At 70.9% G+C, this 13,335-nt stretch carries 11 protein-coding genes, 2 pseudogenes and 1 riboswitch; of the genes and pseudogenes, 4 read left to right on the top strand and 9 right to left on the bottom strand.

Going from position 1 to position 13,335, the window contains the following annotated elements:
- Positions 1–82: 82 nt before the first annotated feature.
- Together AB0N66_RS10230 and AB0N66_RS10235 are read right to left on the bottom strand one after the other, a co-directional pair.
- Entirely contained in the window at positions 83–913 is an 831-nt protein-coding gene (locus tag AB0N66_RS10230) for an NAD(P)H-binding protein (protein ID WP_365431023.1), read from the bottom strand.
- 35 nt (positions 914–948) lie between these two features.
- Positions 949–1,374 (bottom strand): hypothetical protein, encoded by a 426-nt coding sequence (locus AB0N66_RS10235; protein ID WP_365431025.1) that lies wholly within the window; start codon positions 1,372–1,374, stop codon positions 949–951.
- A gap of 61 nt (positions 1,375–1,435) precedes the next feature.
- On the opposite strand from AB0N66_RS10235, the gene AB0N66_RS10240 reads away from it, so the two are divergent.
- From AB0N66_RS10240 to meaB, 4 genes are all read left to right on the top strand, one after another.
- A complete protein-coding gene (locus AB0N66_RS10240; protein ID WP_365431027.1) occupies positions 1,436–2,761 on the top strand; it encodes a lanthionine synthetase LanC family protein in 1,326 nt (441 codons plus the stop codon).
- 144 nt (positions 2,762–2,905) lie between these two features.
- Entirely contained in the window at positions 2,906–4,714 is a 1,809-nt protein-coding gene (locus tag AB0N66_RS10245; protein ID WP_365431029.1) for a methylmalonyl-CoA mutase family protein, read from the top strand.
- Positions 4,714–6,876: a methylmalonyl-CoA mutase gene (gene scpA / locus AB0N66_RS10250; protein WP_365431031.1), complete on the top strand. Its 2,163-nt coding sequence runs from the start codon at positions 4,714–4,716 to the stop codon at positions 6,874–6,876. Before AB0N66_RS10245 ends, scpA begins: the two co-directional genes overlap by 1 nt.
- Positions 6,873–7,856: a methylmalonyl Co-A mutase-associated GTPase MeaB gene (meaB, locus tag AB0N66_RS10255; RefSeq protein WP_365431033.1), complete on the top strand. Its 984-nt coding sequence runs from the start codon at positions 6,873–6,875 to the stop codon at positions 7,854–7,856. Before scpA ends, meaB begins: the two co-directional genes overlap by 4 nt.
- Positions 7,857–7,965: 109 nt before the next feature.
- Here the strand turns inward: meaB and AB0N66_RS10260 are convergent, their stop codons facing one another.
- From AB0N66_RS10260 to AB0N66_RS10290, 7 genes and pseudogenes are all read right to left on the bottom strand, one after another.
- Positions 7,966–8,724 (bottom strand): CbtA family protein, encoded by a 759-nt coding sequence (locus AB0N66_RS10260; RefSeq protein ID WP_365431035.1) that lies wholly within the window; start codon positions 8,722–8,724, stop codon positions 7,966–7,968.
- Positions 8,725–8,744: 20 nt separating this feature from the next.
- Positions 8,745–8,966, bottom strand: a complete 222-nt coding sequence (locus AB0N66_RS10265; protein WP_365431037.1) for a CbtB-domain containing protein — start codon at positions 8,964–8,966, stop codon at positions 8,745–8,747.
- 35 nt (positions 8,967–9,001) lie between these two features.
- A riboswitch (cobalamin riboswitch) is annotated at positions 9,002–9,144 on the bottom strand.
- Positions 9,145–9,177: 33 nt separating this feature from the next.
- Positions 9,178–9,363, bottom strand: a pseudogene (locus AB0N66_RS10270) (hypothetical protein); the annotation flags it as partial.
- Positions 9,364–9,660, bottom strand: a pseudogene (locus AB0N66_RS10275) (acyl-CoA dehydrogenase family protein); the annotation flags it as partial.
- A gap of 68 nt (positions 9,661–9,728) precedes the next feature.
- The gene (locus AB0N66_RS10280; protein ID WP_365431039.1) at positions 9,729–10,562 is read right to left on the bottom strand and encodes an ECF transporter S component; all 834 of its coding nucleotides are present in this window, start codon (positions 10,560–10,562) and stop codon (positions 9,729–9,731) included.
- The gene (locus AB0N66_RS10285; protein WP_365431041.1) at positions 10,559–12,184 is read right to left on the bottom strand and encodes an ATP-binding cassette domain-containing protein; all 1,626 of its coding nucleotides are present in this window, start codon (positions 12,182–12,184) and stop codon (positions 10,559–10,561) included. The genes AB0N66_RS10280 and AB0N66_RS10285 overlap by 4 nt, the downstream gene beginning before the upstream one ends.
- A complete protein-coding gene (locus tag AB0N66_RS10290; protein WP_365431043.1) occupies positions 12,181–13,311 on the bottom strand; it encodes an energy-coupling factor transporter transmembrane component T in 1,131 nt (376 codons plus the stop codon). The genes AB0N66_RS10285 and AB0N66_RS10290 overlap by 4 nt, the downstream gene beginning before the upstream one ends.
- Between the last annotated feature and the right edge of the window lie 24 nt (positions 13,312–13,335).

The following is a 13,335-nucleotide window of genomic DNA, read 5'->3' on the forward strand; positions in this document are numbered from 1 at the left end:
CGCCGCTCTGCTCGTCACGGCGTCTCGTAGCCGGTCCACGCGTGCAGCTTGTCCGGGTTCACCACCAGCCACAGGTCGGTGATCAGACCGCCCCGGACATCCATGGCGAGGACGGCGAAGGTGCTGCCCGCGATGCGGACATCCACGCCGGGGGTGCCGTTGACGTCGTCCTCGACGAGTTGTGGGCGAGCCAGGTGTCGAAGGTCTGTTCGCCTCGCGGGCCCTGCCCGGTCGGCAGTTGGCCGTCGCCCGTCATGGCCGCGCCGGTGGCGCCGGGCAACTTGACCGGCAGCAGCAGGCGGTGCTGGTTCCGCGCCCGCAGCAACCGGCGCACCATGTCGACGAGTTGCTCGACCTGCGGTCCGGCGAGCTCGGGTGCCATGCCCTGCGCCGGGGCGGCGGCGAGGTGTACGAGGTGCTGGGCAGCTTCGCGGGCCGCGACCGGCTGGGTCCGCATCCGGGGCACCATCGCGAGCGGTATCGGGACCCGGTCGAGGATCCGCTCCGCGAACTCGTGGAACTGCGTGGCGCGCAGCACCGTCCACGGCGTCGGACCGCCCGTCACCACCTCCTCCTGGCGCAGTTTCCCCTGGTAGTAGCCGAGACCGACCCGGTCGATGCCGACGATCGACAGCGCGATGTGATGGCGTACCCCGGCCCGCGCTCCGGCGTCCAGGAGGTTGCGGCTGACACTCCCGAAGAACGAGATGGCCTTCTTGCTGCTCGTGGTCGTCACGTTGCTCACGTCGACGACCGCGTCCACGCCCGCCATGGCGGCGTCGAGTCCCGCGCCCGAGACGAGGTCCACACCTCGTGACCGGGCCAGCACCACCGGCTCCTGGCCCGCCGTGGCCAGTTCCTCGACCACGAGCCGTCCGACAAGGCCGGTCCCGCCTGCCACTGCGATCCGCATGCCGGGCCTCTCCTTCGCACTCATGCTGCCGTACGTCATCGGGTGGCGTCCCGTCGAGCGGGCCGCCCCGGCAGCAGAAGCAGCGCTGCCAGCAGGACCAGTGCGGCCAGGAACACCACGTTGAGTACCTGGTCACGTGTCTCGTACATGTCGAGGTGCTGCACGTGATAGCTGAAATGCAGCACGTTGAAGACCAGCCACACCGCGCCGGTCGTCTGGACCAGCCGGTTGTTCCGCACGGAACACAGGGCGATGACCGTCAGGGCGGCCAAGGCCGGGAACATGGCCCCGGCATCCTTCGCGAGGTGTTCGTTGTAGGGGCCCAGCTGAGGCAGCCAGCTCAGTCCGAAGCCCGGGAAGTTCTCGTACCACTCCTTCGGCGCGAAGTAGGCCCAGACACCCGTGTACAGGGCGACCGCGGCCAACAGGCCGAGGGTTGCGTACCGGATTCTCGTGTTCATGCCTCTACGACGAGACAGGGCCCATGGATGTGAGGTGAGCCTCGCCCGGTAGCGTGTCGGGGTGACGGTGAGCGGCGGGTATCGGGAGCTGGGCGAGACGGCCTGGTCGTGGGTGCTGGACCAGGTGCGGGACGACGAGGGGCCGTGGCTGCCGGAGACGGTGCCGGACGATGGCGAGGACGAGGCGCCGGCGAAGGACCGCGACACTCTGTACTCGGGGATCGCGGGCCTGGCCCCCGTGCTGGCTGAGATCGCGCAGTACCGGGAGCTGAGCGAGCGGGAACGGAGCCTGGCGGCGGGAATCGTGGCCAGGCTGTCGGCCCGGGTGCAGGACAAGACGGAACCTTCGCTGTACGACGGGCTGGCGGGCGACGTCCTGGCGCTGAAGCTGCTGGACCCGGGCCGGGAATCGGTCGCGCTGCGACGGCTCTCCGCCCTGGCGACTCCCGAAGGCTGGAAGACCACATTCGAGTTCGAACCGGGTTCGGACGCGCCTTTGAACGACATCATCATGGGCACCGCGGGCGTGGTGCTGACCGCGGTCTGGGCGGGCGGTGACTTCGCGGAGGGGATCGCGGCGACGGGCTGCGAGGCCCTGCTGCGGGTGGCGCACCGCACGGAGGCGGGCCTGGACTGGGGGATCGGGGCGAGCACGGAGTCGCGGGCGCCGAACTACTCGCACGGCACCGCCGGGGTGGCCGCGGCGCTGGCGATGGCGGGCGCGGCGCTCGGCCGGGAGGACTTCGTCGAAGCCGCCGTGCTGGGAGCCCAACACGTCCTGTCCGTGGGCTCGTTGGAGGACGGCGGTTTCATCGTCCCGCACACCATCCCGCCCTCCAAGCGGGAGGTGGAACCGGTGACGTACACCTGGTGCCACGGTCCGGCGGGCACCTCGCACATGTTCTCGGCCCTGTCACACGCGGGCGTGAGCAAGGTGGCGGGCTTCGGAGCCGACGAGCTGCGGCAGCGCTGCATGACGTCGATCCTCACCTCGGGAATCCCGCAACGCCTCCGTCCCGGCTTCTGGGACAACGACGGCCGCTGCTGCGGAACGGCAGGCGTGGGAGACGTCCTTCTGGACGCGGCGCAGGACTGCGACGGGACGGCGCGAGCTGAGACCCTGACACAGGCGGCGCGCGGGATGGGTGACGCCTTGGTGGAGCGGGCGATCAGGGACGAGGCGGGTGCCCGCTGGCGCTTCGTGGAATACCGCCAGGACCCTCCCCTGCTGCCCCCCGGCACGATGTGGATGCAGGGGGCGGCGGGTATCGCCGCGTACCTCCTGCGCCTCGACCGGTTCCTGGAGACAGGCCCGGAGGCTGTGGTGGTGGACCGCCCGGACCAGTGGTGGGCCGTGCCGTCACACCTACGGAGCACGGCCGCGTGACCTGAGGCGAGCGGACACGCCCGTACCGCCCAGCCGACGCTCCCCCGGTCATGATCGATGAGACCGGGGTCACAGATCGGGCGAGGGCAAGGTCACAGCCTCGGCCTCTGCTCCCTCTCAGGAGATCTGACCTAGCATCCGAGCATGACAGTCCTGCCCAACGACGGGCTATCGCTCGCCGCCGAGTTCCCGTCCGCGTCCCATGAGCAATGGCAGAGTCTCGTGGAAGGCGTGCTGCGCAAGTCGGGCAAGGACGTCTCGGGAGCGGCGGCCGAAGCCGCGCTGTCCACCCCGCTGGAGGACGGACTCACCACCCGGCCCCTGTACACGGCGCACGACGAATCTCCGGATCCCGGCTTTCCCGGGTTCGCGCCCTTCGTACGAGGCGGCCGACCCGAGGGAAGCACCGTCGGTGGCTGGGATGTACGGCAACAGCACTCATCGGCCGACAGCGACGCGGTGCTCGCGGACCTGGAGAACGGCGTCACCTCGCTCTGGCTGGTCGTCGGCGAGAGCGGGATCCCCGTGTCGTCCCTCGGCCGAACACTCGACGGCGTCTACCTCGACCTGGCGCCCGTCGTCCTCGATGCGGGACGTGAAGTCGAGTCCGCGGCACGGGAGTTGCTGCGGCTGTACGAGGAGCGAGGCGTCGCCAAGGACGCGGCGCGCGGCAGTCTCGGCGCGGACCCGCTGGGCCACGAGGCCCGTACGGGCGAGGCGCTGGACTTCGCGCCGATCGCCGGTCTCGCGCGACTGTGCGCCGAGGAGTACCCGGGGCTGCGGGCGCTGACGGTGGACGCCCTGCCGTATCACGAGGCCGGCGGCTCGGCCGGGCAGGAGCTGGGCGCCTCGCTGGCAACGGGCGTCGCCTATCTGCGGGCACTGACCGAGGCGGGACTGCCCGCCGAACAGGCCGGTGGCCAGCTGGCGTTCCGGTACTCGGCCACCGCCGACCAGTTCCTGACCATCGCCAAGCTCCGCGCGGCCCGCCGACTGTGGGCCCGGGTCGCCGAGGTGTGCGAGGCGCCGGGCGCGGGCGCGCAGGTACAGCACGCGGTGACCTCGCCGGTGATGATGTCGCGCCGCGACCCGTGGGTGAACATGCTGCGCACGACCGTCGCCACGCTCGCCGCCGGGGTCGGCGGCGCCGACGCCGTCACCGTGCTGCCCTTCGATCACGCGCTGGGCCTGCCGGACGCGTTCGCGCGCCGCATCGCCCGCAACACCTCGACGATCCTGGTCGAGGAGTCGCATCTGGCGCGGGTGATCGACCCGGCGGGCGGCTCCTGGTACGTGGAGCGGCTGACGGACGAACTCGCCCACGCGGGCTGGGAGTTCTTCCAGTGGATCGAGCGCACGGGCGGCCAGGCGAGCGCCCTGCGCTCGGGCCGTCTCGGTCAGGATCTCGCGAACACCTGGGAGGCGCGCAGCGCGAAGCTGGCCAAGCGGCGCGAACCCATCACCGGCGTCAGCGAGTTCCCGAATCTCGCCGAGCGCCTGGTGGAGCGCGAGCCCGCCCCCGAGCGGCAGTCCGGCGGACTCCCGCGAGTGCGGCGCGACGAGGCGTACGAGGCCCTGCGCGCCCGCTCCGACGCCCACCTCGCCGCCACCGGAACACGGCCGCGGGTGTACCTGGCGACCATCGGGCCCGCCGCGGCCCACACCGCCCGGACGACCTTCGCCGCCAACCTGTTCCAGGCCGGCGGCATCGAGTCCGTCTCGGAGGGCGCCTTCGAGGACAGCGGCGCCACCGAGGCCTGTCTGTGCTCCAGCGACGCGCTCTACGAGGAGAGGGCCGGGAGCACGGCCCAGGCCCTCAGGGCCGCGGGCGCCCGGCAGGTGTTCCTGGCCGGCTGTCCTGGGGAGTACACCGATGTCGACGCGTACGTCTTCGCGGGCTGCGACGCCGTCGCCGTGCTCTCCGCCACCCTCGACCGCATGGGAGTGTCCTGATGGGAATCCCCGACTTCTCCGGAATCGAACTGGGGACGCCCACCGCTGACGGCAGCGCGGACGAGTGGCGCAAGGCGCTCGGTGGGGACGAGGCGTTCTGGGAGACTCCGGAGGGCATCGCGGTCAAGCCGCTGTACACCGGCGCCGACCTGGAGGGCCTGGACTTCCTGGACACCTATCCGGGCATGGCCCCGTATCTGCGCGGGCCCTACCCGACGATGTACGTCAACCAGCCCTGGACGATCCGCCAGTACGCGGGGTTCTCGACGGCCGAGGAGTCCAACGCCTTCTATCGGCGCAACCTGGCGGCGGGCCAGAAGGGCCTGTCGGTCGCCTTCGACCTGCCCACCCACCGCGGCTACGACAGCGACCACCCGCGCGTGACCGGCGACGTCGGCATGGCGGGCGTGGCCATCGACTCCATCTACGACATGCGGCAGCTCTTCGACGGCATCCCGCTGGACAAGATGACCGTGTCGATGACGATGAACGGCGCCGTGCTTCCCGTACTCGCCCTCTACATCGTGGCGGCCGAGGAACAGGGCGTGCCGCCCGAGAAGTTGGCCGGGACCATCCAGAACGACATCCTCAAAGAGTTCATGGTCCGCAACACCTATATCTATCCGCCGAAGCCGTCGATGCGGATCATCTCCGACATCTTCGCCTTCACGTCTCAGCGGATGCCGCGCTACAACTCCATCTCGATCTCGGGCTATCACATCCAGGAGGCGGGCGCGACGGCCGACCTGGAGCTGGCGTACACGCTCGCGGACGGTGTGGAGTACATCCGGGCGGGGCGCGAAGCGGGGCTGGATGTGGACGCGTTCGCGCCCCGGCTCTCCTTCTTCTGGGCGATCGGCATGAACTTCTTCATGGAGATCGCCAAGATGCGTGCGGCGCGCCTGCTGTGGGCCAAGCTGGTGAAGCAGTTCGACCCGCAGAACGCCAAGTCCCTTTCCCTGCGCACCCATTCGCAGACCTCGGGCTGGTCGCTGACGGCGCAGGACGTGTTCAACAACGTCACGCGGACGTGTGTGGAGGCGATGGCGGCCACCCAGGGCCACACCCAGTCGCTGCACACCAACGCCCTGGACGAGGCACTCGCCCTGCCCACCGACTTCTCGGCGCGCATCGCCCGCAACACGCAGCTGCTGATCCAGCAGGAGTCGGGCACGACCCGGGTGATCGACCCGTGGGGCGGCAGCGCGTACGTGGAGAAGCTGACGTATGACCTCGCCCGCCGCGCCTGGCAGCACATCGAGGAGGTCGAGGCGGCCGGCGGCATGGCCAAGGCCATCGACGCGGGCATCCCCAAGCTGCGCATCGAGGAGGCCGCGGCCCGCACCCAGGCCCGGATCGACTCGGGGCGCCAGCCGGTCATCGGCGTCAACAAGTACCGGGTGGAGACGGACGAGAAGATCGATGTCCTCAAGGTCGACAACTCCTCCGTACGGACCCAGCAGATCGAGAAGTTGCGGCGGCTGCGGGCCGAGCGCGATGAGCGGGTCTGCCAGGACTCGCTGGACGCCTTGACGCGGGCGGCCGGGGGCGAGGGCAACCTGCTGGAGCTGGCGGTGAACGCGGCACGCGCCATGGCCACCGTCGGGGAGATCTCCGACGCCCTGGAGAAGGTGTACGGGCGGCACGCGGGCCAGATCCGTACGATCTCCGGTGTGTACCGCAACGAAGCCGGCGAGTCCCCGTCCGTGGACCGCACGCGCGCGCTCGTGGACGCCTTCGGAGAGGCCGAGGGGCGCCGCCCTCGCATTCTGGTCGCCAAGATGGGCCAGGACGGTCACGACCGCGGCCAGAAGGTGATCGCCACCGCCTTCGCCGACCTCGGCTTCGACGTGGACGTCGGCCCGCTGTTCCAGACCCCGGGCGAGGTGGCCCGCCAGGCCGTCGAGGCGGACGTACACATCGTCGGGGTGTCCTCGCTGGCCGCCGGCCATCTCACCCTCGTACCGGCGCTGCGGGAGGAGCTGGCGGCGGAGGGCCGCGAGGACATCATGATCGTCGTGGGCGGGGTGATCCCTCCGCAGGACGTGCCGACTCTGCTGGAGATGGGGGCGGCCGCCGTGTTCCCGCCCGGGACGGTGATCCCGGACGCGGCCCACGACCTCGTCCAGCGGCTCTCGGCCGATCTCGGGCACGACCTGTGATCGAGCTCGACACCTACGTCAAGGGCGTACTCGACGGGAAGCGCGCGCTCGTCGCGCGCGCCGTCACCCTCGTCGAGTCCACCCGGCCCCAGCACCGGGCGCTCGCCCAGGAGTTGCTGACCGAGCTGCTCCCGCACAGCGGCCGGGCACGGCGGATCGGCGTCAGCGGCGTACCGGGCGTGGGCAAGTCGACGTTCATCGACGCCTTCGGCACGATGCTCACCGCGCTCGGCCACCGGGTGGCGGTGCTGGCCGTGGACCCGTCCTCCAGCCGTACGGGCGGTTCGATCCTGGGCGACAAGACGAGGATGGAACGCCTGGCCGTCGACCCGGCGGCCTTCATCCGGCCCTCCCCCACCGCCGGCACCCTGGGTGGGGTCGCCAAGGCGACACGCGAGTCGATCGTGGTGATGGAAGCCGCGGGCTACGACGTGGTGCTGGTGGAGACGGTCGGCGTCGGTCAGTCCGAGACGGCCGTCGCGAACATGGTCGACTCCTTCCTCCTCCTGACACTCGCCCGAACCGGCGACCAGCTCCAGGGCATCAAGAAGGGCGTCCTGGAACTGGCCGACGTGATCGCCGTCAACAAGGCGGACGGCCCGCACGAACGCGACGCGCAGGCAGCCGCACGGGAGTTGGCTGGCGCGCTCCGGCTCATGCACGGCAGGGACGCGGCCTGGACACCGCCCGTCCTGAGCTGCAGCGCCCGCGAATCGGCCGGCCTGGACACCGTCTGGGACCGCCTCGAACAGCACCGCACGCTGCTCGACTCGTCCGGCCGGCTCGCCGCCAAACGCCGTGACCAGCAGGTCGACTGGACCTGGACGATGGTCCGCGACGAACTCCTCGGCCGTCTGCACGCCGATCCGGCCGTACGGGCCTTGACGCCCGATCTCGAACGGCAGGTCAGGGACGGCGAGTTGACGGCCACGCTCGCCGCCGAACGCATTCTCCGGACGTTCGGCGGCGAAAGCTCCTGAACCACCCCGATGGCGTCGATGGCGTCGATGGCGTCGATGGCGTCGATGGCCGGAAACGCGAGAGGGCCCCGGATGGTTCCGTGGGCCCTGACTCGTGTGGCGGGTCGTGTCAGTTGGGGGCTGCGACCGGTCGTCCCGCTGCGGCTGTCGCAGGTTTGGGATGGAGCAACCGCTCGGCCAGTTCACCGAACACCAGGCCGAAGCCGCCCCACAGGGTGATCTGTATGGCCAGCGCCGAGACGCGGAAGCGCCACAGCACGGTGGCCGGGAAGTCGGCCGGCACCTCTTGGATGACGGGCAGGAACGCGTACGCCAGTCCGATCGCGACAGCGAAGGCGGCCAGCGCCGACACGGTGGCGTACCAGGTGCCCACCTTCGGGGCGAGCCGCTTGCCCAGGATGGTCGCGGCGATGGCGAGGAGCACGCTGAGCACCATCATCAGCAGGTACAGGGTGGTCCGCTTGCCGATGGTGTCGCCGTTGCCGACCGCGGGCGGGTTGGCGGGGTACTTGAGGAACGGCACGACGTACACCGCGAGCAGCGCGGTCCCCGACAGGAGCAGCGCCGTCGCCCGCGCGCTGAAGCGGCCCACGCGGCCGAGCGCGAAGCAGAAGGCGAGGGCGGCGATGCCACCGAAGGCGACCCCGTAGATCAGGACACCGGTGGCGAGCCCGGCGGTGGACTGAAGGCTGCGGGAGACGAGTTCGACCTCGTGCTCGTGGCCCGAGGCATGGGCCTCCTCGAAGCTGATCGCGCTGTCGACGCTCGGTTCACCGAGGAAGTAGGCGACGATCAGGGCGAGCACGCCGGCGCCGAGGCCGGCGAGCATGCCCCGCACGAGAAGGTTTCTTACTGTTGCGGAGTTCATGGGGTGAGCGGCGTCCTTCGTCAGTGGCAGGGGAAGCCGAGGAGATGGCGGGCGTCGTGCACCCACTCGTGGACTTCCTCGCCGGAGACGACGGAGGTGGCGCCTTGCTCAGCGCCGACGAAGTAGAGCAGGACCAGCATCAGAATGCCGAAGAAGACCGCCCAGGGGGCGATGTCCTTGAGCGGCAGCTTGGCCGGTATGACAGGGGTGGTGGTTGTCGGCTGGGCGACATGCTGCGCCATGGCAGGGCCTCCTCTGGGAGTTCGCGTCCCATCTCGGTGGTGCACTGGACGACGGCCACGGGTCTGACTTGGGGAGCACCCCAGGGGGCGTCCTCTTCACAGTGGCGCGACCGTGCCGGATTCTCACCAGCTTCCGTCTCGCCGTCGTCGATATCGGACCGACGGTACCGTGTGTCGCGTGCATGGCCAAGACCGCACCACCTGGCGTGATCTACCTCTCCCGCCAGGTGACGCGGCCGATGCGACCGGTGGGGCAGCGGTGGTTGAACCCGGGCGGCCGTTTGTCGATGAAGGCGCCCATGCCCTCCTTCTGGTCGGCGGTCGCGAACACCGCGTGGAACAGGCGGCGTTCGAAGCGGACGCCTTCGGTGAGGTTGGTCTCGAAGGCGCGGCCGAGCAGCCGGACGCCGTCCAGGATCACCTGCCGGATGGACGTTGCGTGCCGGCCCATCTTCCGCTCGTTGGGACCGAAGAAGAGGCCGGGGTCCTCCTTGTCGACGAGGAACGCGGAGATGCCGTGCGGGCCGTCCTCACCGGTGCGGGCCAGGACGACCTACACCCGGGAGGCGCCCGCGCCCGAGATGAACTGTTTGACGCCGGTCAGGACGTGATGGTCGCCGTCGCGGACCGCGCGGGTGCACAGGGCGGCAGCGTCCGATCGGGCGGCGCCGGGTTCGGTGAGGCATTGACTTGCTCTTCCTGCTGAAGCAGAGAGATTCTGGCCTTCCCGTCCTGACAGCCGTTCGGCGGTTCGGGATGCACTCAGGAGCCGTCCGGGTCCAGTTCGCGCGCGGGAGCCGCAAATCGCACGGGTGCCCGGAAGCGGGCCTTGCGGGCGGCCCGGCGGAAGGTGGTGAGGACCGCCGGGCCGGCCAGCAGGATGCAGACGAAGTTGGTGACGGCGCGGCCGGTGTCCCAACCCAGCGATGTGGCCAGGTCGAAGGCGAGGTAACGCTGCCACTGCTCGGTGAACGGCAGGCCGGGCAGGTAGGCGATGGAGCTGTTCGGGTCGAGGGAGAAGGGCCAGAAGGAGAGGTTGAGCAGGAAGCCGAAGAGGTAGCCGGAGAGCGAGCCGTAGCCCGCCAGGAGCAGCACCTCGCGCCGGCCGCTCGCCCGGGGCAGGAATCCCGCAAGCATGCCGACGAAGGCGCAGCCGAACATCTGGTACGGCATCCACGGCCCGACGCCGCCCGTGATGAGGGCGGAGGCGAACAGCGAGGTGCAGCCGAGGACGAAGCCGAAGCCGGCGCCGTAGACACGTCCGGCCAGGACGAGGACGAAGAAGACCGTCTCGATGCCCGCCGTGCCGGCGCCCAGCGGGCGCAGGGCCGCGTTGACGGCGGACAGGACACCGAGCATGGCGATCGCCTTGGAGTCGATACCGCCCTCGGCGATCTCGGAGAGCACCACGCACAGGACGAGCACCAGCAGCACACCGAAGATGAGCGGGGGCGCGTAGTTCGAGCCCAAAGCGCCCGGTGGGACGACGAACGGCCAGAAGAACGCGACCACGCCGAGGAACGCGGCGAGTGCCATCACGATCCCGACGCGCGGGGTGAGCCGGATGGCCGGGGCGAATGAGCGCGGGGTCGTCATGAGCCGGAGTCCCCGTCCAGCAGCGGGCGCACCTGATCGACCGTCAAGAAGGGCAGCGGGGCGAGGATCTTCGCCGTCTGCGGGGCGAACACCGGTGAAGCGACGATGACTTCGGTGGTGGAGCCGTCGGCGACGATGTCCCCCTCGGCCATGACGACGACCCGGTCGGCGGCCTGGGCGACGAACTCGACGTCGTGGGTGGCGATGACAACGGCCCGGCCCTCGGCGGCGAGCGCGTCGACGATCCGGGCGAGTTCCGTCTTGGCACGGTAGTCGAGGCCGCGGGTCGGCTCGTCGAGGAGCAGCACCCGGGGCGCGGCGGAGAGCTGGATGGCCAGGACGAGGGCCAGCTTCTGCCCCTCGGACAGATCGCGCGGGTGGGTGTCGTCGGAGATGCCGGGCGCGAGCCGGTCCAGGATGGCGCGGGCCGGCTCCCCGCCGCCCGACTCGGTGTCTGCCTGGGCGAGTTCCTGCTTGACGCTTTCGAGGTAGAGCAGGTCGGCGGGGGTCTGCGGGACCAGGCCGACGGCCTTGCGTGCCTCGGCGGCGGACAGCGTGTGCGGATCCCCGGGGGCGCCGACGACCTTTACCGTTCCGGCGCGGCGCGGTCCCGAGCCCTGGAGGGCCCACAGCAGGGAGGACTTGCCGGAGCCGTTGCGGCCCATGAGCGCGGTGACCTCGCCGCCGTGCAGGTCGAGGTCGACCGCTCGGACGGCCGGGACTCCGTGGTAGGTCACCGTCATGCCACGCGCGGTCAACAGCTGTGCCCTAGGGGTGAGTTGGAACGGACGTACGGGACCGGGCGTGTGTCCGGACAGGCCGGTGCGCAGGGGCGCGGCGGCCCGGCGGGCATCGCGGATGGACAGCGGCAGCGGGGACCAGCCGGCGGCCCGGCCGAGTTCCACGATCGGCGGCGCGATCGTGGACGTACGCAGGATGTCGGCGGGTGCGCCGATCACCGCGCGGCCGTCTCCGGGCAGGTGGACCACTCGGTCGGCGTACTGCACGACCCGTTCCAGGCGGTGTTCCGCCATGAGGACCGTGACGCCGAGGTCGTGGACGAGGCGGGTGACGGCGGCGAGGACCTCCTCGGCGGCCATCGGGTCGAGAGCCGAGGTCGGCTCGTCGAGGACGAGGACACGGGGGTGGGCGGTGAGTACGGACCCGATGGCGACGCGCTGCTGCTGGCCGCCGGAGAGTTCGTACAGGGCCCGGTGGCGCAGGTCGGCGAGGCCGAGCAGGTCCAGGGTCTCCTCGACGCGCTTGCGCATGGTGGCCGGCGGGATCGCCAACTGCTCCATGGCGTAGGCGAGTTCCTCCTCGACGGTGTCGGTGACGAAGCCGTCCAGGGGGTCCTGGCCCACCACTCCTACGACGTCGGCGAGTTCACGCGGTGGATGGTGGGCGGTGTCGCGGCCGTCCACGGTGACTCGGCCGTACAGGGTGCCGCCGGTGAAGTGCGGCACGAGCCCGTTGACCGCGCCGAGGAGCGTCGACTTGCCGACGCCCGTGAGGCCCACGACGAGGCACAGTTCGCCCTCCTCCACGGTGAGGTCGACCTCGCGCAGTGCGGGTTCGGTCGCGTCGTCGTAGTGGACGGTGACCTGGTCGAAGGTGATCACGAGACCTGGCCTCTCTGGACAGGGCTGGGCGGGGGCGCGACGAACCCGGCCGTCCCGGCGAGCAGGATCGCGGCGGTGGGCACCAGGGGCAGGGTGGGCCAAGTCAGCGGATAGAAGGAGGGGTTGAGCGCGGCGGGGTCGTAGCCGAGGTTGCTGTACAGCAGCACGGCGGACAGCACACCGGCGCCGGCGACCGCCCACTCCGGGAGCCGCCAGGGGTCGGGCCGGTAGGTGGTGCGGGTGACCCGGCGTCCGCCCAGCCGCAGCCCCGCCACACAGAGCAGGGCTCCGGCGAGCATCGCGGGCAGCCCGAAGAAGGCCGGGGCGGTCGTGTCGAGCAGGCCGTACGCCCCCGCGCACAGGCCGCACATGCCGAGCAGCATCAACGCTCCGGTGGCGCGGCGCGAGCGGGGCGAGGCGGAGCCCGCCCGGCCGTAGCCGCGGGAGTCCATCGCGGCGGCCAGCCGCAGGGACCGTTCGAGAGCGTCCTCCAGGACCGGGACCACGATGGCCCGCAGCGCTCTGCGCCCCTTGGTGCGTCCGGCCCGCAACTTCCGCGCCCGGGCGACACGTTGGACGCTCTGCACGAGCTGCGGCGCCACGCTGATGGCGACAGTGACCGCGACTCCCAGTTCGTACAGGGCGCCGGGCAGCACCCGCAGCGCCCGTTTCGGGTTGGCCAGGGTGTTGGCGGCGCCGATGCAGCACAGCATGCAGGCCAGCCGTAGCCCGTCGGTGGCGGCGGAGAGCACGGCCTCCAGGGACACCGGACCGCCGATCTGGATGCCCGCGTACCAGTCGGGGGTGGGAATGTGCGGTAGCGAGAAGAGGAAGTGGTCGCGGGGTGTGATGCCGGTGGCGAACACCGCCCGGAAGACGACGCGGATCGCGACGACCGTGAGCGCCAGGTACAGGTAGTACTTGAAGCCGCGTGCCCAGGGCGCCTCCGTACGGCGGGCCGTGATCACGTAGCCGAGCACGGCGAGGACGAGAAACAGCAGCAGCGGGTTGTTGGTGCGGCTGACGGCGGTGGCCAGGGCGAGGGCCCAGATCCACCAGGCCACGGGATGCAGGGTGCGGGGCAGCCGGCGGCCGCCCATGTCCGGTGCGGGGCCGGACACGGGCATGGCCGCTGTCTCCTCAGCGGTCGT

The sequence above is a fragment of the Streptomyces sp. NPDC093544 genome (genome assembly GCF_040683495.1).
Taxonomy (GTDB): Bacteria; Actinomycetota; Actinomycetes; order Streptomycetales; family Streptomycetaceae; genus Streptomyces.